This window comes from Pseudomonas sp. GD03858 (assembly GCF_029840925.1).
Classification (GTDB): domain Bacteria; phylum Pseudomonadota; class Gammaproteobacteria; order Pseudomonadales; family Pseudomonadaceae; genus Aquipseudomonas.
In genome coordinates, this window is the sequence record NZ_JAOCDM010000009.1 from 22,097 (window position 1) to 45,198 (window position 23,102).

Genomic DNA, 23,102 nt, shown 5'->3' on the forward strand with positions numbered 1-23,102 from the left:
GGGTATGTCTAGACTTTGCAGTGACCTCCCAGGAGTAAAAACACCATGACTTCCAGCTATTACACCGGTGAAGAGCGCAGCAAGCGGATCTTCGCCATCGTCGGCGCATCGTCGGGCAACCTGGTGGAATGGTTCGACTTCTATGTCTATGCCTTCTGCGCGATCTATTTCGCCCCGGCGTTCTTCCCTTCCGACGACCCCACGGTCCAGCTGCTCAACACCGCCGGGGTATTCGCCGCGGGCTTCCTGATGCGCCCCATCGGCGGCTGGATCTTCGGCCGCCTGGCCGACCGCCATGGGCGCAAGAACTCGCTGATGATCTCGGTGCTGATGATGTGTGGTGGCTCGCTGATCATCGCCTGCCTGCCGACCTATGCCAGCATCGGTGCCTGGGCGCCGGCGTTGCTGCTGCTGGCGCGGCTGATCCAGGGCCTGTCGGTGGGCGGCGAGTACGGCACCACCGCGACCTACATGAGCGAAGTGGCGCTGCGCGGCCAGCGTGGCTTCTTCGCCTCGTTCCAGTACGTCACCCTGATCGGCGGCCAGTTGCTGGCGGTGCTGGTGGTGGTGATCCTCCAGCAACTGCTCAGCGAGGAGGAGCTGCGGGCCTATGGCTGGCGCATTCCGTTCGTGGTCGGGGCCATCGCCGCGCTGATCTCGCTGATGCTGCGCCGCTCGCTGAAGGAGACCAGCAGCGCCGAGACTCGCCAGGACAAGGACGCCGGCACCATCAGTGGACTGTTTCGCAACCATGCCGCCGCCTTCGTCACCGTGCTGGGCTACACCGCCGGTGGTTCGCTGATCTTCTACACCTTCACCACCTACATGCAGAAGTACCTGGTCAATACCGCGGGCATGAACGCCAAGAGCGCCAGTTTCGTGATGACCGGCGCGCTGTTCCTGTTCATGATCCTGCAGCCGGTGTTCGGCATGCTCTCCGACCGTATCGGCCGGCGTAACTCGATGCTGCTGTTCGGCGCCCTGGGCACGCTTTTCACCGTGCCGCTGCTGATGGCGCTGAAGACCGTGAGCAGCCCGTTCATGGCGTTCGTGCTGGTGAGCCTGGCGCTGTGCATCGTCAGCTTCTACACCTCCATTAGTGGCCTGGTGAAGGCCGAAATGTTCCCGCCGCAGGTCCGTGCGCTGGGCGTGGGGCTGGCCTATGCGGTGGCCAACGCGGTGTTCGGCGGCTCGGCCGAGTACGTGGCGCTGGGCTTGAAAACCTTGGGCATGGAGAACACCTTCTACTGGTACGTGACTGCGATGATGGCGGTGGCCTTCCTGTTCAGCCTGCGCCTGCCCAAGCAGGCGGCCTACCTGCACCATGATCATTAAGGACGTTGCATGAGCAACCAGCTGTTCGATGCCTACTTCACCGCGCCGGCCATGCGCGAGATCTTCTCCGACCGTGGCCGCCTGCAGGGCATGCTCGATTTCGAGGCCGCCCTGGCCCGCGCCGAGGCGGGTGCCGGGCTGGTGCCGCACACGGCGGTGAGCGCCATCGAGGCGGCCTGCAAGGCCGAGCGCTACGATGTGCGCGCCCTGGCCGAAGCGATCGCCATCGCCGGCAACTCGGCGATTCCGCTGGTCAAGGCCCTAGGCAAGGTAGTCGCCAGCGGCGTGCCTGAGGCCGAACGTTACGTGCACCTGGGCGCCACCAGCCAGGATGCGATGGACAGCGGCCTGGTGCTGCAACTGCGTGACGCCCTGGCGCTGATCGACGGCGATCTCGGCAAGCTGGCCGACACCCTGGCACGCCAGGCGCTGCAGCATGCCGACACGCCGCTGGTGGGGCGCACCTGGCTGCAGCATGCGACGCCGGTGACGCTGGGGATGAAGCTGGCCGGTGTGCTCGGCGCCCTGACCCGTCATCGGCAGCGGCTCAAGGAGCTGCGCCCGCGCCTGCTGGTGCTGCAGTTCGGCGGCGCTTCGGGCAGCCTGGCGGCGCTGGGCAGCAAGGCCTTGCCGGTGGCCGAGGCCCTGGCCGGGCAGTTGAAACTGTCCTTGCCCGAACAGCCGTGGCATACCCAGCGTGACCGCCTGGTGGAGTTCGCCTCGGTACTGGGCCTGGTCGCCGGCAGCCTGGGCAAGTTCGGGCGGGATGTCAGCCTGCTGATGCAGACCGAGGCGGGCGAGCTGTTCGAGCCCGGCGCGCCGGGCAAGGGCGGATCCTCGACCATGCCGCACAAGCGCAACCCGGTGGGCGCGGCGGTGCTGATCGGAGCCGCCACCCGCGTACCGGGTCTGCTATCGACACTGTTCGCCGCGATGCCTCAGGAGCACGAGCGCAGCCTCGGCCTGTGGCACGCCGAATGGGAAACCCTGCCGGAAATCTGCTGCCTGGTCTCCGGCGCCCTGCGCCAGGCGCAGCTGATCGCCGAGGGCATGGAGATCGACGCCGTCCGCATGCGCCGCAACCTGGATCTGACCCAGGGCCTGGTGTTGGCCGAGGCGGTCAGTATCGTGCTCGCCCAGCGCCTGGGGCGCGAGCGTGCCCATCACCTGCTGGAGCAATGTTGCCAGCGCGCCGTGGCCGAGGGGCGCCACCTGCGTGCCGTGCTCGGCGACGAACCGCAGGTCAGCGCCGAACTGTCCGCTGACGAACTCGACCGTCTGCTCGATCCTGCTCACTACCTCGGCCAGGCCCGCGTCTGGGTGGCACGCGCCGTGGCCGAACATCAACGATTCACTGCCTGAAAGGAGACTGCTGTGGCGCACCTGCAACTGGCCGATGGCGTACTGCATTACCAACTCGATGGCCCGGACGATGCGCCGGTGCTGGTGCTGTCCAACTCGCTGGGCACCGATCTGCACATGTGGGATGTGCAGATCCCGGCATGGACCGAGCACTTCCGTGTGCTGCGCTACGACACTCGGGGGCATGGCGGTTCGCTGGTCTCCGAGGGGCCCTACAGCGTCGAGCAACTGGGTGGCGACGTGCTGGCCCTGCTCGATGCGCTGGATATCGAGAAGGCCCACTTCATCGGCCTGTCCATGGGTGGCCTGATCGGTCAGTGGCTGGGCATCAACGCGGGAAACCGCCTGCTCAGCCTGACCCTGTGCAACACTGCCGCGAAGATCGCCAACGACGAGGTGTGGAACACCCGCATTGGCACCGTGCTCGCGGGCGGTCGGCAGGCCATGGCCGATCTGCGTGATGCTTCCATCGCTCGCTGGTTCACCCCGGCGTTCGCCGCCGCCGAACCGGAGCGGACCCTGCGCATCTGCCAGATGCTGGCGCAGACCTCGCCCGAGGGCTATGCGGCCAATTGCGCCGCCGTGCGCGACGCTGATTTCCGTGACCAGCTCAATCATATCCAGGTGCCGACCCTGATCGTCGCTGGCACCGCCGATGCGGTGACCACCCCCGAGCATGGCCGTTTCATGCAGGCCGGCATCCTCGCTGCCGAGTACGCCGAGTTCCCGGCGGCGCACCTGTCCAATGTCGAGATCGGCGCGCCGTTCAGCCGCCGCGTGCTCGACTTCCTGTCGAGCCGCTGAGGAGCACACCATGGACGAGAAACAACGCTACGAGGCGGGCATGCAGGTGCGCCGCGCGGTACTGGGCGATGCGCATGTCGACCGCAGCCTGGAGAAGCTCAACGATTTCAATGGCGAGTTCCAGGAGATGATCACCCGGCATGCCTGGGGCGATATCTGGACCCGCCCGGGGTTGGCGCGGCATACCCGCAGCCTGATCACCATCGCCATGTTGATCGGCATGAACCGCAATGAAGAGCTCAAGCTGCACCTGCGCGCCGCCGCCAATAATGGCGTGACGCGCGAAGAGATCAAGGAGGTGATCATGCAAAGCGCGATCTACTGCGGGATCCCGGCGGCCAATGCCACGTTCCACCTGGCCGAGTCTGTGTGGGATGAGCTGGGGGTGGAGTCGCGCACCCAGGTGACTTGAGAGATTGCCGGGGCTGCTGCGCAGCCCATCGCGACACAAGGCCGCTCCTACAGGGACTGCGCATGCCTCGAGGTGGGGTCAGATCGCCGCTTTCTTCTGGCGGATGGCCACCGGCCCGGCATTGGCCTCCACGGCTTTTTTCAGCTCAGGGCACAGCCCGGCCATGAACGCCAGCTCCGCCACCACGAACAGCGGCCCGATGATCAGCCCGCTCAGGTCATCGACGAACGCCGGCTTGCGCCCTTCGTACCAATGGCCGACGAACTGGATGATCCAGCCCACCACGAACGCTCCCAACCCGGCACTCAGCCACACCCCGGTGCTCTGTACGGCCAGCGCCTGCCCGGCCCACAGGCACAGCCCCAGCAGCAGGCCCATGACCAAACCAAAGCGCAGGTCCAGGCGCAGGTAGAACCACACCGACCAGCCCGCCAGCAACAGCGCTGGCGACAGCCAGACACCGGCCAGGTCCCATCCGGGGCGCGATAGCAGGATGGTCACCGCCAGCACGATCAGCGGAATGCCGATGAAGTGGGTGGCGATGTTGCGTGGATCACGGTGGTAGGCCGCGTATTGACTCAGGTGCTCGACGAGGTTTTTCATTGTTGTTCCTCCATCAGGGGTGAGCGCAGCTTGCCCCTGTTCAGTCACCGTCGTCTGTCGCCTGGCCGACAGAGTTCGTTTTGCGAGGCACCATGCACGACCCGCGTACCCAGCTGTTGCATGGCCAGTGGTTCCGGCAATTGCCCGCTACCGTTCAGGATAGCTTGCTGGCCCTGGGCCGTCCGCGTGAGCTGGCAGCGGGGCAGTGCCTGTTCCAGCGCGGCGATGCGCCCTGTGGCCTGTATGCGGTGCTCGAGGGCGCGATGCGGGTCGGCGCGGTCAGCAGCGAGGGCAAGGAGGCGCTGTTGACGCTGGTCGAGTCGCCTCACTGGTTTGGCGAGATCAGCCTGTTCGACGGCCAGCCGCGCACCCATGACGCCTATGCCGAAGGGGCGACACGTCTGTTGTGGATCCCCCAGGCGCCGCTGATCGAATGGCTGGCACGCGAGCCCGTGCATTGGCGCGACCTGGCCCTGTTGATGAGCCAAAAACTGCGTTGGGTGTTCGTCGCCCTGGAACAGCAGAGCCTGCTGGCCGCCGCGCCGCGGGTGGCGCAGCGCTTGTTGCAGATGGCCGAAGGCTACGGTGAGCGCGATGTCGCCCAGTGGCGGCTGCAGGTGTCCCAGGAACAGCTGGCGCTGATGCTGTCGCTGTCACGCCAGACCATCAACCAGATCCTCAGGAGCCTCGAGCAGTCCGGCGTGGTACGCCTGGGCTATGGCGAGGTGGAGATTGTCGATGCCCCGCGTCTGCGGGCGATGGGGCAGCATCCAGGCTGAGCAGGGTATCGATCATCGCCCGCGCCGCGGGTGACAGGCGATAGCCGCTGCGGCTGACGACCCCGCAGCGCACGCTGAGCACTTCCAGGGCCGGTGGCAGGTTGCGCCAGTGCAGGCGTACCAGGTGGCCGGCGACGAGGTCTTCGCTCACCGCTTCCTCGCTGGCCGTGCCGATGGCATCGCTGGCCAGCACCACGCTGCGCAGCACCGCCAGGTGCTCGGTCTGCAGGTGCGGGGTGAAGTCGCTGCGCCCGCTGAGGTTGGCCAGGCGCTTGCGCACCCCAGGGGCGAGCAGGGCGCTGGCCAGCGGATAGGCGAACAGGTCGTTGGTCGACAGGCTGTCCTTGGCCAGCAACGGGTGCCCGGGACGGCAGAAGAACAGGCCCGGGCGCGGGGTCAGCGCTTCGGTGTGGAAGTTCGGGTCGGCCTCGAAGGGGCGTATGTCATCGACGAAGAACTCGATCTGCTCGCGCCGCAGGGCTTGGCCCAGGCGCTCGGCGTTGTCCACCAGCAAGGAGGTGCGAATGCCTGGATGAGCCGCGATGAAGTGCTGCAGCGCGTCGGGCACCAGGCGCACGGCCAGCGCCGGGCCGCTGCCGAAATGCAGCTCGCCGGCATCGAGTTTGGTCATCTGCAGCACTTCGTTGTTCAACTGGGCGGCGCCCTGCACCAGGCGGCGGGCGTGTTGCAGCACCACCTGGCCCTCGGGCGTGGGCGGCAGTGCCTTGCTGGCGCGATCGACCAGGACGCAGCCGAAGGTCTGCTCCAGATTCTGGATGGCGCGGCTGAAGGCGGGTTGGGTGATGCCCATGGCCTCGGCGGCGCGGACGAAACTGCGGTATTCGGTGAGGGCGATGAAATAGCGCAGTTGGCGGAGGTCCATGCTCGGGCTCTGGTGCGGGGATCGGAGCTTGGTTTTAGCGACTTGTTACATATAGCGTCAAAGAATGTTATTTGATTTAAATATGTCTTTTGGTTATTTGAGGTCGGCTGGCCTAATCGCGGGACAAGCCCGCTCCCACGTTGCTCCCACGCCGTTCCTGGTTTGTGCTGGCGGCGTGGGAGCGGGCTTGCCCCGCGATGGCATCAAAGAAGATTGAGCGGATAGCTCACGATCAACCGGTTCTCGTCGAACGCGTTGCTGCTGAAATCCCGGCGCATGGTGGAGTTGCGCCATTTCACCGACAAGTCCCTGAACGTCCCCGACTGCACCACATAGGCCAGCTCCGTTTCTCGCGCCCACTCCTTGCCATCGTCCACCGCACTGGTGTGCACGTTGTCGCCCTTGATATAGCGGTTCATCAGGGTCAGCCCGGGAATGCCCACGGTGACGAAGTTGAAGTCATGGCGCAGCTGCCAGGAGCGTTCCTTGGCATTGTCGAAGCTGGCGTTGTAGCTGTCGTTGGCCAGGGTGCCGCCGCTGGTGCCGTTGACCCGCATCCAGGCATCGTCGCCGCTGACCTTCTGCAGGCCGATGTAGAAGGTATGGCCCTGGTAGCGCGCCGAGAGCATGGCCGAGGCCGTGCGGTTGTCCAGGTCGCCGGCGCGGGCGCTGCCATCCTCCTTGCCCAGGAAGTAGCCAAGGTTGGCGCCCAAGGTCCAGTCGCCCAGCGGTTGGCTGTGCACCAGGTTCAGGTATTGCTGACGATAGATGTCCTTCAGCCGGGCATCCCACAGACCGACCATGGTGCGCTTGTCGTTGAACGTGTATTCGCCGCCGGTGAAGTTGAAGCGATCGGAGGTCATGCCTGCGCGGCCCTGCATGAACATGTCTTCCATGCTCGCATCGTTGCGCGGGCTGTTGCCGCGGAACTGGCCGGCATAGACGGTCAGGCCGTCGATTTCCCGCGAGGTGACCTGGCCGCCGCGGAAGGTCTGCGGCAGCGAACGACCGTCGTCCGAGCGCAGGATCGGCAGCACCGGCATCCACTCGCCGACCTTGAGCTCGGTCTGCGACAGGCGTGCCTTGAACGCCACGCCAAGGCGGCCGAAGTCATCGGCCGGGCGGCCGTCATCATGCACCGGCAGCAGGTGGGTGCCGGCCGTGCCCTTGCCGCCGTCCAGCTTGACCGAGTACAGCCCCAGTATGTCCACGCCGAAGCCAACGGTGCCCTGGGTGAAACCGGAGCGGGCGTCGAGGATGAAGTTCTGCGTCCATTCCTCGGCCTTGCCCTGGGGGTTGGCCGGGTCGACGAAGTTGCGGTTGATGTAGAAGTTGCGCAGGTTGAGGCTGGCCTTGGCATCCTCCAGGAATCCGCCATCGGCGGCCAGGACGGGCAGGGCGCAGGACAGGGCCAACAGGCCCGGCAGCAGCTGGCGTGCGGGTTGCAAAGTGCTCATCTGTCGTGGATCTCTTGTTTTTATTGGGCGAGCCGGTGCGCTGCGAGTGCGGGCCGCAGGGCCGGGCGTCTTTGAGAGAGAACTTGTGCAACGTTGCGTGGGCGATGGTGCGGGGGAGGGTGGGGGCGAGGCAATTCGTGGAACGCGGAATAGGGCGATTATCGAACGATATGTCTGATCGTGCTGAGGGTGTAGGAGCGGCCTTGTGTCGCGAAAGGGCCGCAAAGCGGCCCCTGCGATCTTTGCATCAATGCTGAAATCCTGGGGCTGCTGCGCAGCCCTTTCGCGACACGAGGCCGCTCCTACAGGGACGGAGTACGGCATCCAACAAAAAGCCCACCGCAAGGGTGGGCTTTTTGTCGTTACCGTTCCAATCAGCCTTTCGGCGTCTGGATCGAAGCCTGCTGCTGGGTCTGCTCGTACCAGCCACCGCCGAGGGCCTTGTACAGGTTGACCTCGCTGACCAGCTGCGACAGGCGATCGCTGATCAGCGCCTGCTGGGCGCTGAACAGGTTGCGCTGAGCGTCGAGGAAGGTCAGGTTGCTGTCGATGCCGATGCGGTAGCGGCGTTCGGCCAGGCGGTAGTAGTCCTGGTTGGCGGCCACCAGGTCGCGCTGGGCCTGCAGCTGCTCTTCGAAGGTCTTGCGCGCGGCCAGGCCGTCCGAGACTTCCTGGAAGGCGGTCTGGATGGTCTTCTCGTAGCGTGCGACGTTGATGTCCTTCTGGATCTTCGAGTAGTCCAGGCTCGCTCGCAGGCTGCCGGCGTTGAAGATCGGCAGGTTGATCTGCGGTTGGAACAGCCAGGTGCCCGAACCGCCCTTGAACAGCCCGCCCATGTCCGGGCTCAGGGTACCGGCGTTGGCGGTCAGGCTGATGCTCGGGAAGAATGCCGCGCGGGCCGCGCCGATGTTGGCGTTGGCGGCCTTGAGCAGGTGCTCGGCTTCCTGGATGTCCGGACGGCGCTGGAGGATGTCGGAGGGCAGGCCCGCCGGCACTTCGGCCAGCTGGTCGGCATTGAGCTCCAGCGGCTTGGGCAGGTTGGTCGGCACGCCGGTGCCGACCAGCACGGTCAGGCTGTTCAGGTCCTGGGCGACCTGGCGCTGATACTGCGACAGCCGGACTCGCGCGCCTTCGACGGCGGTGCGCGCCTGGCTCAGGTCCAGCGCCGAAGCCACGCCCACCTCGTTGCTGCGGCGGGTCAGGTTGTAGCTCTCTTCGTACGTCTTGAGCGTTTCTTCAGTCAGCTTCAGCAGGGCCTGGTCGGCCTGCCAGGTGTAGTAGGCGTTGGCCACGCTGGCCACCAGGCTGATCTGCGTGGAGCGACGCGCCTGCTCGCTGGACAGGTAGGTTTCCAGGGCCTGCTGGCTCAGGCTGCGCACCCGGCCGAACAGGTCCAGCTCGTAGGCGCTGACACCGAGCGTGGCCGAATACTGGCTGCTGATGCTCGCCTCGCCGGTCTGCGACATGTTCGCCGGCAGCCGCTGGCGGCTACCGTTGCCATTGGCGGTAACGGCCGGGAACAGGTCGGCGCGCGCGATGCGGTACTGCGCGCGGTAGGCGTCGATGTTCAGCGCCGCGACGCGCAGGTCGCGGTTGTTTTCCAGCGATGCCTGGATCAGTTGCTGCAGCGCCTGGTCGTGGAAGAACTGACGCCAGCCCTGTTCGGCGGCGGCGACGTTGGCCGATTCGGTCGGCGAATACGCAGGACCTTGCGGCCACTGCGCGGCCACCGGCGCCTCGGGCGTCTGGTAGTCGGGGATCAGCGAGCAGCCGCCGAGGATGAAGGCGGTTACCGCCAGGGACAACAAAGACTTGGTCATTGCCCAGCCTCATAACGTGGAGTTTCAGGGGTGGCGTGTTCTTTCGGCTCTTTGCTGCCGAACAGCGACGACACTGCGACGAAGAATAGCGGTACCCAGAAGATCGCCAGCACGGTCGCGCTGATCATGCCGCCGATCACCCCGGTGCCGATGGCATGCTGGCTACCTGCACCGGCGCCACTGGCGATGGTCAACGGTACCACGCCGAGGATGAACGCCAGCGAGGTCATGATGATCGGGCGCAGACGCATGCGGCAGGCCTCGATGGCCGCGTCGTAAAGGCTGCGCCCCTGTTCGTGCAGTTCCTTGGCGAATTCGACGATCAGGATGGCGTTCTTCGCCGCCAGGCCGATCGTGGTCAGCAGGCCGACCAGGAAGTACACGTCGTTGGACAACCCGCGCAAGCTGGTGGCGAGCAGGGCACCGATGATGCCCAGCGGTACCACGAGCACTACCGCGATCGGGATCGACCAGCTTTCGTACAGCGCCGCCAGGCAGAGGAACACGAACAGCACCGAGAGGGCGAACAGCGCCGGCATTTGCGAGCCGGAGAGTTTTTCCTCGTAGGACATGCCGGTCCAGGAGTAGCCGATACCGGTTGGCAGTTCGCCGGCGATGCGCTCGACTTCGGCCATGGCCTCACCGGTACTGTAGCCAGGGGCCGGGGTACCGAGGATCTCGATCGCTTCCACGCCGTTGTAGCGCGACAGCTTCGGCGAGCCGTAGCTCCATTCGCCCTTGGCGAAGGAGGAGAACGGCACCATCTCGCCCGCGCCGTTACGCACGTACCACTTCTGCAGGTCTTCCGGGCTCATCCGCGAGTTGGGCTCGCCCTGGATGTACACCTTCTTGACGCGGCCACGGTCGATGAAGTCGTTGACGTAGCTGCCGCCGAGAGCGATCGACAGGGTGTTGTTGATATCGGCGATGGTCACGCCCAGGGCGCTGGCGCGTTCGTCGTCGATGGTCAGCTGGTACTGCGGCTCGTCGTTCAGGCCGTTCGGACGCACGGCGCTGAGGATCTTGCTCTGTGCGGCCTTGGCCAGGAACTGGTTGCGCGCTTCCATCAGTTTCTCGTGGCCGACGCCGGCGCGGTCCTGGAGGAACACGTCGAAGCCGGTGGCGTTACCCAGTTCGAGTACCGCCGGCGGGGCGAAGGCGAACACCATCGCGTCGCGGAAGCCGAAGAAATGCATCTGCGCGCGCTGGGCGAGGGCGAACACGCTGTTCTCCTTCGAGCGCTCGTCCCAAGGCTTGAGCATGATGAACGCCATGCCCGAGCTCTGGCCGCGACCGGCGAAGTTGAAGCCGTTCACGGTGAATACCGACGACACGGTGTCGGCTTCGTCCTTGAGCAGGTATTCACGCATCTGGTCGACCACCACCTGGGTGCGCTCGGCACTGGAGCCCGCCGGGGTCTGCACCTGGGCGAACAGCACGCCCTGGTCTTCTTCCGGGAGGAACGCGGTGGGGATGCGGGCGAACAGCCAGATCATGCCGACCACGATCAGCGCGTAGGCCAGCAGGAACGGCACCTTGTTGCGCAGGATGGTGCCGACGCTGCGTTCGTAGCCCACGACGCTGCGGTCGAAGTTGCGGTTGAACCAGCCGAAGAAGCCGCGCTTGGCCACATGGTGCTCGCCCTTCTTCAGCGGCTTGAGCATGGTGGCGCACAGGGCCGGGGTGAAGATCAGCGCGACCAGTACCGACAGGCCCATGGCCGAGACGATGGTGATGGAGAACTGGCGATAGATCACACCGGTGGAGCCGCCGAAGAACGCCATGGGCAGCAGTACCGCCGACAGCACCAGGGCAATACCGACCAGGGCGCCCTGGATCTGCTCCATGGAGCGCTTGGTCGCCTCCTTGGGCGGCAAGCCTTCCTCGGACATCACCCGCTCGACGTTCTCCACCACGACGATGGCGTCGTCCACCAGCAGGCCGATCGCCAGGACCATGGCGAACATGGTCAGGGTGTTGATGCTGAAGCCGGCGGCGGCAAGGATGCCGAAGGTTCCCAGCAACACCACCGGCACGGTCATGGTGGTGATGATGGTGGCGCGGAAGTTCTGCAGGAACAGGTACATCACCAGGAACACCAGGACCACGGCCTCGATCAGGGTGTGGATCACGCCGCTGATCGATTCGGTGACCACCGGGGTGGTGTCATACGGGAATACCGCCTTGACTCCTGGCGGGAAGAACGGTTCGAGGTCGCTGATGGTCTGGCGCAGCGCCTTGGCGGTATCCAGGGCGTTGGCGCCGGTGGCCAGCTTGACCGCCAGGCCCGAGGCCGGCATGCCGTTGTACTGCGCGCTGATGGCGTAGTTCTCGCCGCCCAGGCCGACCGTGGCGACATCGCCCAGGCGCACCTGGGAGCCGTCGGCGTTGACCTTGAGCAGGATCTTCTCGAACTGCTCGGCGGTCTGCAGGCGGGTCTTGCCGATGATGGTGGCGTTGAGCTGGGTGCCCGGCAGTGCCGGCAGACCGCCGAGCTGGCCGGAAGACACCTGCACGTTCTGCGCGGAGACCGCGGTGCGCACGTCGACCGGGGTCAGCTGGAACTTGTTCAGCTTGGCCGGGTCCAGCCAGATACGCATCGCGTACTGGGCGCCGAACACCTGGAAGTCACCCACGCCAGCGGTGCGCGAGATCGGGTCCTGCATGTTCGAGACGATGTAGTTGGCCAGGTCGTCCTTGGTCATGCTGCCGTCTTCGGACACCAGGCCGATCACCAGCAGGAAGTTCTTCACTGCCTTGGTGACGCGGATACCTTGCTGCTGCACTTCCTGCGGCAGCAGCGGGGTGGCCAGGTTCAGCTTGTTCTGCACCTGGACCTGGGCGGTGTCGGAGTTGGTGCCCTGCTCGAAGGTGGCGGTGATGGTCATGCTGCCGTCGGAGTTGCTTTCCGAGGAGACATAACGCAGGTTGTCGATACCGTTGAGCTGCTGCTCGATCACCTGCACCACGGTGTCCTGCACCGTCTGCGCCGAGGCGCCCGGGTAGGTCACGGCGATGGCGATGGCCGGCGGGGCGATGCTCGGGTACTGGTTGATCGGCAGCTTCAGGATCGACAGGGCGCCGACCAGCATGATCACCAGGGCGATCACCCAGGCGAAGATCGGGCGATCGATAAAGAACTTCGACATGGTTTACTCCGCTTTGGCGTCTGCTTTCGCTGCGCTGGCCTGATCGGGGCCGCCCGGCTTCTTGACGTTGGTGGCTTCGCTGACCTTGACCTCGACACCTGGGCGCACGAACTGCAGGCCTTCGGTGATCAGACGGTCACCCGGGTTCAGGCCTTCCTCGATCAGCCAGTCGCTGCCCAGGGTGCGGCTGGCCTTGAGCTGGCGCAGTTCGACCTTGTTCTCCTGGTTGACCACCAGCGCGGTCGGCGCGCCCTTGAGGTCGCGGGTCACGCCTTGTTGCGGCGCCAGGATGGCGTTGGCGTTGACCCCGGCCTTGAGCCGCGCATGCACGAACATGCCGGGCAGCAGGGTGTGCTCGGGGTTGGGGAAGATGGCGCGCAGGGTGACCGAGCCGGTGGTCTCGTCGACCGCGACCTCGGAGAACTCCAGGCGACCCTGTTGCTTGAACAGGCTGCCGTCTTCCAGTACGAGCTGCACCTGGGCGGCGTTCTCGCCGGCCTTCTGCAGCTGGCCGCTTTCCAGGTCACGGCGCAGCTTGAGCAGCTCGGCGGTGGACTGGGTGACGTCGACGTAGATCGGGTCGAGCTGCTGGATGGTCGCCATGGCGTTGGCCTGGCCGTTGCTCACCAGCGCCCCCTCGGTGACCGAGGAGCGGCCGATGCGACCGCTGATCGGTGCCAGGACCTTGGTGTAGCGCAGGTCGATCTGGGCGCTCTTGAGCGACGCATCGGCTTGCAATCGTTTGGCATTGGCGTCGTCGTATTCCTGCTTGGAGACGGCCTGCTCGTCGATCAGCTGCTTGTAGCGCTCGGCCAGCGAGCGGGTCGCCTGCAGGTTGGCCTGGGCGTTGGCCAGGTTGGCCTCGTAGACGGCGGGGTCGATCTGGTAGAGCTGCTGCCCTTCCTTGACGTCGCTGCCTTCCTTGAACAGGCGCTTGAGAATGATGCCATTGACCTGTGGGCGAACCTCGGCCACGCGGTAGGCGCTGGTGCGCCCCGGCAGTTCCGAGGTCAGGGTGAAGGCTTGGGGTTGCAAGGTCACGACGCCGACCTGAGGAGCCTGCGGCGCTGGCGCGGCTTCCTCTTTCTTACAGCCACTGAGCAGGGTTGCCAGGGCCACGGCGGAAACCAGGGCGGTTACGGCTGGCTTGAATTGCATGAGGATCCTCGGGTCGCAGGAGCAGGGGAGCTCAAGAATATAGTGGAATAGTCTTGTAGGAAAAACGCTATCCGGTGGATAAATAGCTTGCTAAGGAATATACTTACATTCATGGTTGTTTGTAAATAGCACAGGTGAGCCGTGATTTTTTCCTCGCGGATCGCCCAAATACACCCGGGAGTGGCCTTCGAAGAGCTCGCCCCGCCCTGATTCCCGCCCGCCGAGCGAGCGTGCGGAGCCTGATGAGGTTGTACTGCCATGGTCCGTCGAACCAAAGAAGAAGCCCAGGAAACCCGCGCCCAGATCATCGAGGCGGCGGAAAAGGCCTTCTACAAGCGCGGGGTTGCGCGAACCACGCTGGCCGACATCGCCGAGCTCGCGGGGGTGACCCGGGGCGCGATCTACTGGCACTTCAGCAACAAGGCCGAACTGGTGCAGGCGTTGCTCGACAGCCTGCACGAGACCCATGATCACCTTGCCCGAGCCAGCGAAAGCGAGGATGAACTGGATCCGCTCGGCTGCATGCGCAAGCTGCTGCTGCAAGTGTTCAGCGAGCTGGTGCTCGATGCCCGTACCCGGCGTATCAATGAAATCCTGCATCACAAGTGCGAGTTCACCGACGACATGTGTGAGATTCGCCAGCAGCGCCAGGGCGCGGTGCTGGACTGTCACCAGAGCATTGTTCTGGCCTTGGCCAATGCCGTGCGGCGGGGTCAGCTGCCGATCGATCTGGATCCCGAGCGAGCGGCCATTGCAATGTTTGCCTATGTGGATGGCCTGATCGGCCGCTGGTTGTTGCTGCCGGACAGCTTCGACCTGCTGGGCGGCGTGGAAAAATGGGTCGACACTGGGCTGGATATGCTGCGCTTGAGCCCGGGTCTGCGCAAATGACACTTTGTGAATGATTGTGAGGGAGTGTTTCCTCCGATGATTAAGCGAGGATTACGTCCCCCCTGTAGGCGCCAGGCTGGCGTCTACAGGCGGTGCAAGGCTAGGGTCTGTACGAAATGTGTCTGCGCGAAGGCCAGACAAGGCGAAACGGGGGGAGGAAGCGCAGTGTACTGGAGTACATGAGCATTCCGAGCCCCGTTTCAACGCAGTATGGGCGAGTGCAGATACATTTCGTACAGAGCCTAGCGCCCGCGCAGCTGGCGGTCCGGCAGTGCCAGCGCAGCCAGCAGCCCGACCAGCGAAGCTCCTGCGCTGGCCAGCAGCAGGTGCCTGAACGTTTCCAGCAAGCGTGCCTGGGTCAGCGGATCCGCCTCGCCGGCCTTGAGGCTGCCCAAGAGCGGGTTGCCGAGCATTTCGAAACCACCTTGATGCAGCAACGCCAGCAGCAGGCTGGACATGCATGCCACCCCCATGGCGCCACCGAGCGAGCGGAACAGGTTGGTGGTGCTGGTCGCCACGCCGATATCCTTGCTGTCCACCGCGCTTTGCGTGCCTACCAGCGAAGTGGGGAATTGCAGGCCACAGGCGATGCCGGTCAGCAGCATGAACAGTGCGCTGAGCAGCCCGGCCTGTGGCGGCGTCAGTGCCATCGCGGCAATGGTCAATGGCATCAGCAGCGCGCCGGTGAGGATCTGTGGCTTGAAGCGACCGGTGCGGCTGGTCATGCGCCCACCGGTGAAGGCGCCGATGGGCAGGCCCATGGCCAGCGGCAGCAGGTGCAGCGCCGCGCTGTCGGCGCCGGCGCCGGTGATGCCCTGGAAGCGCAGGGGCATGAGCATGGTCAGCGAGATCGACTGGAAGCTGGCGAAGAAGATCACGCACCAGCACAGCACCGCGACGCGGTTACCGAACAGGCTCAGCGGCAGCAGCGGCTCGCGGCAACGCCGCTCATGGGCGACGAACACCAGCAGCCCGATCACCGCGCCGCCCAGCAGCGTCAGCACCGGGGGCGACTGCCAGGCATGCCCTTGGCCGACCAGGGTGATGCCCAGCAGAAGGCTGCCCAGACCGATGATCATCAGCAGTGCGCCGAGGTAGTCCACCTGTGCCTCGCGGCGTTTCACCGACAGCCCGTCCAGCGCGCGGTGGATCACCCACAGGGCGGCCAGACCCAGCGGCAGGTTGATCCAGAACACCCAGCGCCAGGACAGGTATTCGGTCAGCCAGCCGCCGAGCACCGGTCCGGCGACGCTGGCCAGGGCATACATGCCGCTGAAGTAGCCCTGGTAGCGACCGCGTTCGCGCGGCGGCACGAAGTCGCCGATGATCGCCTGGCTCACCGAGACCATGCCGCCGGCGCCGATGCCCTGGACGACCCGTGCCAGCACCAGCTGCGGCATGTCCTGGGCCAGGCCGCAGGCCACCGAGGCCAGGGTGAACAGGGCGGTGCCGGTGAGAATCATCCGCCGTCGCCCATACAGATCGCCCAGCTTGCCGTAGATCGGCACGGCGACGGTCATGGCCACCATGTAGCCGGAGATGACCCAGGCCAGCAGGCCGACATCGTTGAACTGGGCGGAAATGGCCGGCATGGACACGGCGACGATGGTCTGGTCGAGGGCGCCAAGGAAGATCGCCAGCATCAAGGCGGTCAGGACGCGGCGCAGGACGGTGGGGGGCAGGGCGGCGGTCACGGTGGATACCTTGTGGTCAGAGCTGGCGCGATCGCGAGGCATCGTGGGAGCGGGCTTGCCCCGCGATGGACTCATTCATGGTGGAGCATTGTAACCTGAGTTACATAGCTACCTATGTACTCCATGCATCCCCTATGCAAGATCGGCATTGGCGCATTCATCCAGCGGCGCATGGGCGCGTGATATCGTGGCTGGGCCGCAGAGGCTGAAATCCGGGGCTTGCACCAGCATGGTGCAGCTGTTTGTCGCAGGGTTTCGCGTCACTGTATGTCCACACCTTCTATTCCTCTGCCTGCATGTCGAGCATGACCGCCCTGATGGCGACGGTTGGAACAGTCAGGTAGACCCGATACAGGGGTCGGTTGTCAGCCGTTCACAATTTCTCATTACCAGCGGAGTGATCATGCCCAAGGCTTCCCACCACGATCTGCGTTTTGCCTTCCGCGAACTGCTTGCTTCAGGTTCGTGCTATCACACCGCCTCGGTCTTCGACCCGATGTCCGCGCGCATCGCCGCGGATTTGGGCTTCGAAGTCGGCATTCTCGGCGGCTCGGTCGCTTCGTTGCAGGTCCTGGCCGCGCCGGACTTCGCTCTCATCACCCTCAGCGAGTTCGTCGAGCAGGCCACCCGTATCGGCCGGGTCGCGCAACTGCCGGTGCTCGCCGATGCCGACCATGGCTACGGCAATGCCCTCAATGTGATGCGCACGGTGATCGAGCTGGAGCGCGCCGGAGTGGCTGCGCTGACCATCGAGGACACCTTGCTGCCGGCCCAGTTCGGTCGCAAGTCCACCGACCTGATCTCGGTCGATGAAGGCGTGGGCAAGATCCGTGCGGCGCTGGAGGCGCGGGTGGATTCGGCGCTGGCGATCATCGCCCGGACCAATGCCGGCGTGCTGAGCACCGAAGAAATCATCGTGCGCACCCAGAGCTACCAGAAGGCCGGTGCCGATGGTATCTGCATGGTGGGGGTGAAGGACTTCGAGCAGCTGGAACAGATCGCCGAGCACCTCAGCGTGCCGCTGATGCTGGTCACCTACGCCAACCCGAACCTGCGCGACGACGAGCGCCTGGCGCGCCTGGGCGTACGCATCGTGGTCGATGGCCATGCCGCCTACTTCGCCGCGATCAAGGCCACCTACGACTGCCTGCGCCAGCAGCGTGGCCTGCAGCACAAGTCGGACAGCCTCGGCGCCACCGAGCTTTCGCACACCTACACCCAGCCGGAAGACTACATTCGCTGGGCCAAGGAATACATGAGCGTCGAGGAGTGATCGGCGTTACCTGACGGCGCTCAGTGTGGCGGTGTGGGGGACGCAGTGTTCGTGCACGCAACTGGCGGCGGCATTGGGTTGGCTGCGCAGCAACTCGACCCGCCAGCAGGCGGAGCCGTAGAGTCCGGCCACCGCGACGAGGGTGAGGGCGATGGCGCAATAGCGGGTTCTGACGCTCATGATGCGAACCTCCTGCTGGTGCAACAGGTGATACTTCAAGCATAGGCTCGCCTGGCCGATCTGCACGGGTTACAGACCCAGTCCTTCATCCCACTCCGGCTCGTCCCTGAATCGCTGCGCGAGAAAGTCCAGCATGCTGCGCAAGGTCGCCGGCATGTGCTTGCGCGACGTATACACCGCATTGAGCGTCAGCTCCCTGGGCCTGGCCTGCGGCAGCAGGCGCACCAGCTCGCCGCTACGCAGCGCGGTGGCCGCCTGGTAGGTGGGCAGCATGGCGATACCGGTGTCGGCCAGCGCGGCTTTCTGCAAGGTCATGGCCTCATTGGCGCTGAGGTTGCCCTGCACCGGTACGGCGACGTTTTGTCCGTTCACCTCGAAATGCCACAGGCTGTGGCCGAAGTAGGCATGGGTCAGGCAGTTGTGCTGGCTCAGGTCTTCCACCTGCCGTGGCGTGCCGTGTTCGCGCAGATAGGCGGGGCTGGCGCAGATCACCGAACGGCACACGCTCAGGCGCCGGGCGATCAGGTTAGGGTCGACATCGTTGCTGGTGCGGATCGCCAGGTCGATGCGTTCGTCCACCAGGTTGACGGTGCGGTCGAGCATCTGCAGTTCCACCTTGACCCCGGGATAGCGTTTGACATAGGCGGCCAGTGCGTCCACCAGCTGGGCCTGGCCGAACGAAGTGCTGACGCTGATGCGCAGTTCGCCGCGCGGGGCGTCGTCCGGTTGGCGCACGGCGTTCTGCAGGTCGCCGGCCAGTTCCAGCAACTGGCGGCAGCGCGGCAGGGTTTCCTGGCCGGCGGCGGTCAGGCTGAGCTTGCGCGTGGTGCGCTGCATCAAGCGCGCGCCGACCCAGTCCTCGAGTTCCGCCAGATAGCGCGAGACGACCGGCCTCGAGAGTTGCAGATGATCCGCCGCAGCCGATTGGCTGCCAAGGTCGACGACGGTGACGAAGACGCGCATGGCGTTGAGACGGTCCATGATTTGCCCGATTTCAGAAACAAACTATGTTGCAGCATCGCATTTTTTGTATTGGATCGGGCAACTAAGCTTGCTTCCATCGTCCCGTACACAGGAATACCCCATGTCGCTCTTCACTCCCCTGCGTGGCCTGCTCCTGGCCTGCATCACCCTGGCCGGCCCGGCCATGGCCGCCGAACCGCTCAAGCTCGATGTCTACAACCCAGGCCATGACGCCATCTTCCCGGTCAGTTCGGTGATCGTCAGTGGTCAGCACGATGCCATCCTGGTCGACGCCCAGTTCGGCAAGGCCCAGGCCGAGCAGGTGGTCGAGCGCCTGCGCAAGAGCGGCAAGCAGCTGACCACCATCTATGTCAGCCACGGCGACCCGGACTATTACTTCGGCCTGGACACGCTCGTCCAGGCGTTCCCCAAGGCGCGGGTAGTGGCCTCGGCCGCCACCGTCGAGCATATCCGCAAGACCATGGACGCCAAGCTCGCCTACTGGGGGCCGCAGATGGGCACCGACAAGCCGGCGAAGCTGGTGGTGCCAGAGGTCCTCGAGGGCAATCGCCTGGAGCTGGAGGGCAAGGCCCTGGAGGTCGTCGGCCTCGATGGCCCGCAGCCTGATCGCAGTTTCGTCTGGATTCCCTCGATCAAGGCCGTGGTCGGTGGCGTGGTGGTTTCCGAGCATATCCACGTGTGGATGGCCGACACCCAGACCGCGCAGTCCCATGCCGACTGGCTGAGCACCCTGGCGCATATCGAAAAGCTGGCGCCGCGCACCGTGGTCCCTGGCCACTACCTGGGTGACAGCAGCCGTTCGCTGGCGGCGGTGCGCTTCACCGCCGGCTACATTCGTGCCTTCGACAGCGAGGCCGCCAATGCTGCCGATGCCGCTGCCCTGATCGCGGCGATGAAGCAGCGCTACCCCAACCTTGGCGAGGAGAGCTCCCTGGAACTGGGCGCCAAGGTCGCCAAGGGCGAGATGAAGTGGTAATCCCTTTCAACCTGTTGGAGTGTTTCCCATGAGCAAGATCGCAATCATCGGCGCCACCGGGCGCGCTGGCAGCCAGTTGCTGGAAGAGGCGCTGCGCCGAGGCCACAGCGTGGTGGCCATCGCCCGCAATCCGTCGCAGCTGCAAGGCCGCGAGGGCGTGACCGTCAAGGCGCTGGACGCCAAGGACAGCGCCGCCCTGCAGGCCGCGGTGAGCGGCTGCGACGCGGTGTTGAGCGCGGCGCACTTCGCCACGATCGAACCCCAGGCGATCATCGAGCCGGTCAAGCTTGCCGGAGTCAAGCGCCTGCTGGTGGTGGGCGGTGCCGGCAGCCTGTTGCTGCCCTCGGGGCAACGGGTGATCGACAGCCCGGACTTCCCCGAGGCTTACAAGGCCGAGGCCAGCGCCGGGGTGCGTTTTCTCGATGCGCTGCGCCAGGAGCCGTCGCTGGAGTGGACGTTCCTGTCACCGTCGGCGGAGTTCGTCGAGGGTGAGCGTAGCGGGCACTACCGGTTGGGCCGGGATCACCTGTTGATCGGTGCCGATGGCAAGAGCTGGATCACCTTTGCCGACTACGCCATCGCCATGCTGGACGAGCTGGAAAAGCCGGCGCATTCGCGGGCAAGGTTCACGGTCGGTTACTGAATCGCGCGGTACCTGTAGGAGCGGCGCAAGGCTTGAGGCTCGCGCCTGCAGCCATTCCATCAACTCGACCAGCCCCGCAGGCATGGTCTTCGACGGGCTCACCAGGTAATAGCCCTTGCCGGTCGTCACCTTCAGCCCGAACGGCATGCATAACCGGCCTGTGCGCAGGTCATCGCCAATCAGCGAGAAATCGCCGATGGCGATCCCTGTCCCTTGGGAAGCCATGGCCATCGCCATGTCCAGCGTCTCGAAGTGCTGCTTCGGCCCCTGGGGCTCGAATCCGGCATTGGCTGTCTGCAACCACAACCGCCAGTCGTGTTCGTCCCTCGATGGATGCAGCAGCATCTGCCGCGCCAGGTCCTGCAACTGCAAGGGGCCGCTCGATAGCGAGGGCGCGCAGACCGGCGTCAGTTGCTCATCGAACAGCTTGCGCACCTGCAGCCCATGATTCGGCGCCGCGCCGTAGACCACGGCAGCATCGAAGCCCTCGCGACGAAAATCCACGCCATGCTGCACCGTGGTGGTCAACTCCACCGGTACATCCGGGCGCAGTGCCTGCCACTCGAGCAAGCGTGGCAGCAGCCAGCGCATCACGCAGGTCGGCGCCTTGAGCTGCAGTGTCGTGCTGCGCCCGCCGACCTCGCGCACGCCTTGCTCGATCAGGGCGAAGACCTGCTGCACCCGGGGCAGCCAATCCTGCCCTTCGCGGGTCAGCGCCAAGCCGCGGGCCTGGCGCTGGAACAACGGATAGCCCAGGTGATCCTCCAGTCCGGCGATCTGCCGACTGACCGCTCCTTGAGTGATATGCAGTTGCTGCGCGGCACGGGTGAAGTTGCAGTGTTGCGCGGTCACCAGGAAGGTATGCAAGGCGGGGAGGGGCGGCAGGCGTTTCATTCGAGTAAGCCATGATGCTGGGTCATGGCTAGTATGTGTTTTTTTGCATTGTCGCGGTAGCCGTCGCTTGGTTCCATGAATGCCGTTTTCAACACGATTCGGGTATTCGACGATGGCAACCTGTGGCGAAGTGCTGGTCAAACTCCTCGAAGGCTATGGCGTGGACCATGTCTTCGGCATTCCCGGTGTGCATACCGTGGAGCTCTATCGCGGCCTGGCGGCGTCCTCCATCCGCCATGTCACCCCGCGCCACGAGCAAGGTGCCGGCTTCATGGCCGACGGCTACTCGCGCACCCGTGGCAAGCCCGGGGTGTGCTTCATCATCACTGGCCCGGGCATGACCAACATCACCACCGCCATGGGCCAGGCCTATGCCGATTCGATTCCCATGCTGGTCATCTCCAGTGTGCAGTCCCGCGACCAGCTTGGTGGTGGCCGCGGCAAGCTGCACGAACTGCCCAACCAGGCTGGCCTGGTCGCCGGCGTGGCGGCGTTCTCGCAGACGCTGATGAGCGCCGACGACCTGCCCCAGGTGCTGGCCCGTGCTTTCGCCGTGTTCGACGGCGCCCGGCCACGCCCGGTGCATATCGAGATTCCTCTGGATGTCCTGGTCGCGCCCGCCGACCACCTGTTGTCCGCCCGCCCGGTGCGCACCAGCCGTGCCGGTGCCGCGCCGCTGGCCGTGCAGCGGATGGCCGCGCGACTGGCCAAGGCGCGTCGCCCGTTGATCCTCGCGGGCGGCGGCGCCCTGGGAGCCGGCGCTGAACTCGCGCGCCTGGCCGAGCATTTGCAGGCGCCGGTGGCGCTGACCATCAATGCCAAGGGCTTGCTGCCGGCAGGCCATCCGCTGCAGATCGGCTCGACCCAGACCCTGCCGGCCACCCGCGCGCTGGTGGCCGAGGCCGATGTGGTGCTGGCCATCGCTACGGAGCTGGCCGAGACCGACTACGACGTGACCTTCAAGGGGGGCTTCGAGATCCCTGGCAGCTTGCTGCGGATCGACATCGACCCGGACCAGACCGTGCGCAACTACCTGCCGGAGCTGGCGCTGGTCGCCGATGCACAGCAGGCGAGCGAAGCGTTGCTGGCTGCCCTGCAGGCGCAGGCGCAGGCACCGCGCGATGCCGGCTGGGGCGCTGCGCGCGCCGCGCGCCTGCGCGAGGATAACGCTGCCACCTGGGATCAACCGACCTTGAGCCAGACGCGCTTGCTGACCGGCATCCTGGAGCGACTGCCCAATGCCATCCTGGTGGGCGATTCGACGCAGCCGGTGTACACCGGCAACCTGACCCTGGACATGGCCCAGCCGCGCCGCTGGTTCAACGCCTCGACCGGCTATGGCACGCTGGGCTACGCCTTGCCGGCGGCGATGGGGGCTTGGTTGGGCAGCGCCGAGGCGCCTGCCGAGCGGGTCCCGGCGGTGTGCCTGATCGGCGATGGCGGCCTGCAGTTCACCCTGCCGGAGCTGGCCAGCGCGGTGGAGGCGCAGGTGCCATTGATCGTGCTGCTGTGGAACAACCAGGGCTATGAGGAAATCAAGAAGTACATGGTCAACCGCGCCATCGAGCCGGTAGGCGTGGATATCCATACGCCGGATTTCATCGGCGTGGCGCGGGCCCTGGGGGCCGAGGCCGAGCACGTCGGCGATGTCGCCCAACTGCAGGCGGCGCTGGGGCGGGCGGTGGAGCGCAAGGGGCCAACGCTGATCCAGGTGGATCAAGGGCAGTGGCAACAGGCGGTGCAAGGCTGAATATTGCCGTGGGAGCGGACTGACCCGCGAAGGTAGCTACTCGGTGCTCGCGGCT

Annotated in this window: 19 protein-coding genes and 1 pseudogene; 10 read left to right on the forward strand and 10 right to left on the reverse strand. The window is 65.4% G+C overall.

Features of this window, described 5'->3' with window-relative positions; translation table 11 throughout:
• The first annotated feature begins 45 nt into the window (after positions 1 to 45).
• From N5D48_RS04375 to pcaC, 4 genes are read left to right on the forward strand one after another with little or no spacing between them, the layout of a single operon-like run.
• Complete coding sequence (locus tag N5D48_RS04375) at positions 46 to 1,335, forward strand: MFS family transporter (protein WP_279881437.1); 1,290 nt, start codon at positions 46 to 48, stop codon at positions 1,333 to 1,335.
• A 9-nt stretch (positions 1,336 to 1,344) separates the two neighbouring features.
• Positions 1,345 to 2,697 carry a 3-carboxy-cis,cis-muconate cycloisomerase gene (locus N5D48_RS04380; protein ID WP_279881439.1) on the forward strand — a complete coding sequence of 451 codons (1,353 nt, stop codon included), beginning with the start codon at positions 1,345 to 1,347 and terminating at the stop codon, positions 2,695 to 2,697.
• A gap of 12 nt (positions 2,698 to 2,709) precedes the next feature.
• Positions 2,710 to 3,501, forward strand: a complete 792-nt coding sequence (gene pcaD, locus N5D48_RS04385) for a 3-oxoadipate enol-lactonase (protein WP_279881441.1) — start codon at positions 2,710 to 2,712, stop codon at positions 3,499 to 3,501.
• Between the two features lie 10 nt (positions 3,502 to 3,511).
• Positions 3,512 to 3,913 carry a 4-carboxymuconolactone decarboxylase gene (pcaC, locus tag N5D48_RS04390; RefSeq protein ID WP_062572960.1) on the forward strand — a complete coding sequence of 134 codons (402 nt, stop codon included), beginning with the start codon at positions 3,512 to 3,514 and terminating at the stop codon, positions 3,911 to 3,913.
• Positions 3,914 to 3,991: 78 nt separating this feature from the next.
• Here the strand turns inward: pcaC and N5D48_RS04395 are convergent, their stop codons facing one another.
• The gene (locus N5D48_RS04395) at positions 3,992 to 4,516 is read right to left on the reverse strand and encodes an Mpo1-like protein (protein WP_279881446.1); all 525 of its coding nucleotides are present in this window, start codon (positions 4,514 to 4,516) and stop codon (positions 3,992 to 3,994) included.
• Positions 4,517 to 4,608: 92 nt separating this feature from the next.
• Here N5D48_RS04395 and N5D48_RS04400 point away from each other — a divergent pair, with 92 nt between their 5' ends.
• Positions 4,609 to 5,295, forward strand: a complete 687-nt coding sequence (locus tag N5D48_RS04400; protein WP_279881475.1) for a Crp/Fnr family transcriptional regulator — start codon at positions 4,609 to 4,611, stop codon at positions 5,293 to 5,295.
• Here N5D48_RS04400 and N5D48_RS04405 read toward each other — a convergent pair.
• From N5D48_RS04405 to ttgA, 5 genes are all read right to left on the reverse strand, one after another.
• The gene (locus N5D48_RS04405; protein ID WP_279881478.1) at positions 5,195 to 6,178 is read right to left on the reverse strand and encodes a LysR family transcriptional regulator; all 984 of its coding nucleotides are present in this window, start codon (positions 6,176 to 6,178) and stop codon (positions 5,195 to 5,197) included. The two genes, N5D48_RS04400 and N5D48_RS04405, sit on opposite strands and share 101 nt — an antisense overlap.
• Before the next feature lie 203 nt (positions 6,179 to 6,381).
• The gene (locus tag N5D48_RS04410) at positions 6,382 to 7,635 is read right to left on the reverse strand and encodes an OprD family porin (RefSeq protein ID WP_279881480.1); all 1,254 of its coding nucleotides are present in this window, start codon (positions 7,633 to 7,635) and stop codon (positions 6,382 to 6,384) included.
• A 374-nt stretch (positions 7,636 to 8,009) separates the two neighbouring features.
• Positions 8,010 to 9,455: an AdeC/AdeK/OprM family multidrug efflux complex outer membrane factor gene (locus tag N5D48_RS04415; protein WP_279881482.1), complete on the reverse strand. Its 1,446-nt coding sequence runs from the start codon at positions 9,453 to 9,455 to the stop codon at positions 8,010 to 8,012.
• Positions 9,452 to 12,604: a multidrug efflux RND transporter permease subunit TtgB gene (ttgB, locus tag N5D48_RS04420; RefSeq protein WP_279881484.1), complete on the reverse strand. Its 3,153-nt coding sequence runs from the start codon at positions 12,602 to 12,604 to the stop codon at positions 9,452 to 9,454. The genes N5D48_RS04415 and ttgB overlap by 4 nt, the downstream gene beginning before the upstream one ends.
• 3 nt (positions 12,605 to 12,607) lie before the next feature.
• Positions 12,608 to 13,762: a toluene efflux RND transporter periplasmic adaptor subunit TtgA gene (ttgA, locus tag N5D48_RS04425; RefSeq protein WP_279881487.1), complete on the reverse strand. Its 1,155-nt coding sequence runs from the start codon at positions 13,760 to 13,762 to the stop codon at positions 12,608 to 12,610.
• Between the two features lie 258 nt (positions 13,763 to 14,020).
• On the opposite strand from ttgA, the gene ttgR reads away from it, so the two are divergent.
• Entirely contained in the window at positions 14,021 to 14,653 is a 633-nt protein-coding gene (ttgR, locus tag N5D48_RS04430; protein WP_279881489.1) for an efflux transport transcriptional regulator TtgR, read from the forward strand.
• 242 nt (positions 14,654 to 14,895) lie between these two features.
• Here ttgR and N5D48_RS04435 read toward each other — a convergent pair whose 3' ends face one another.
• A complete protein-coding gene (locus tag N5D48_RS04435; protein WP_279881491.1) occupies positions 14,896 to 16,347 on the reverse strand; it encodes an MDR family MFS transporter in 1,452 nt (483 codons plus the stop codon).
• Positions 16,348 to 16,750: 403 nt separating this feature from the next.
• Between N5D48_RS04435 and N5D48_RS04440 the strand changes: the two genes are divergently transcribed.
• Positions 16,751 to 17,620, forward strand: coding sequence for an oxaloacetate decarboxylase (locus N5D48_RS04440; RefSeq protein ID WP_279881493.1), 870 nt, complete (start codon positions 16,751 to 16,753; stop codon positions 17,618 to 17,620).
• Positions 17,621 to 17,626: 6 nt separating this feature from the next.
• On the opposite strand, the gene N5D48_RS04445 is transcribed toward N5D48_RS04440, so the two are convergent.
• Together N5D48_RS04445 and N5D48_RS04450 are read right to left on the reverse strand one after the other, a co-directional pair.
• On the reverse strand, positions 17,627 to 17,800 hold the full coding sequence (locus N5D48_RS04445) for a hypothetical protein (RefSeq protein ID WP_279881495.1): 174 nt from the start codon (positions 17,798 to 17,800) through the stop codon (positions 17,627 to 17,629).
• A 69-nt stretch (positions 17,801 to 17,869) separates the two neighbouring features.
• On the reverse strand, positions 17,870 to 18,781 hold the full coding sequence (locus tag N5D48_RS04450; protein WP_279881497.1) for a LysR family transcriptional regulator: 912 nt from the start codon (positions 18,779 to 18,781) through the stop codon (positions 17,870 to 17,872).
• Between the two features lie 103 nt (positions 18,782 to 18,884).
• On the opposite strand from N5D48_RS04450, the gene N5D48_RS04455 reads away from it, so the two are divergent.
• Together N5D48_RS04455 and N5D48_RS04460 are read left to right on the forward strand one after the other, a co-directional pair.
• Positions 18,885 to 19,760, forward strand: a complete 876-nt coding sequence (locus tag N5D48_RS04455; protein ID WP_279881499.1) for an MBL fold metallo-hydrolase — start codon at positions 18,885 to 18,887, stop codon at positions 19,758 to 19,760.
• A 28-nt stretch (positions 19,761 to 19,788) separates the two neighbouring features.
• On the forward strand, positions 19,789 to 20,403 hold the full coding sequence (locus N5D48_RS04460; protein WP_279881501.1) for an NAD(P)-dependent oxidoreductase: 615 nt from the start codon (positions 19,789 to 19,791) through the stop codon (positions 20,401 to 20,403).
• A gap of 33 nt (positions 20,404 to 20,436) precedes the next feature.
• Here the strand turns inward: N5D48_RS04460 and N5D48_RS04465 are convergent.
• Positions 20,437 to 21,297: pseudogene (locus N5D48_RS04465) on the reverse strand (LysR substrate-binding domain-containing protein); the annotation flags it as partial.
• 112 nt (positions 21,298 to 21,409) lie between these two features.
• Here N5D48_RS04465 and N5D48_RS04470 point away from each other — a divergent pair.
• On the forward strand, positions 21,410 to 23,047 hold the full coding sequence (locus N5D48_RS04470; RefSeq protein WP_279881504.1) for a 5-guanidino-2-oxopentanoate decarboxylase: 1,638 nt from the start codon (positions 21,410 to 21,412) through the stop codon (positions 23,045 to 23,047).
• Positions 23,048 to 23,102: the final 55 nt, after the last annotated feature.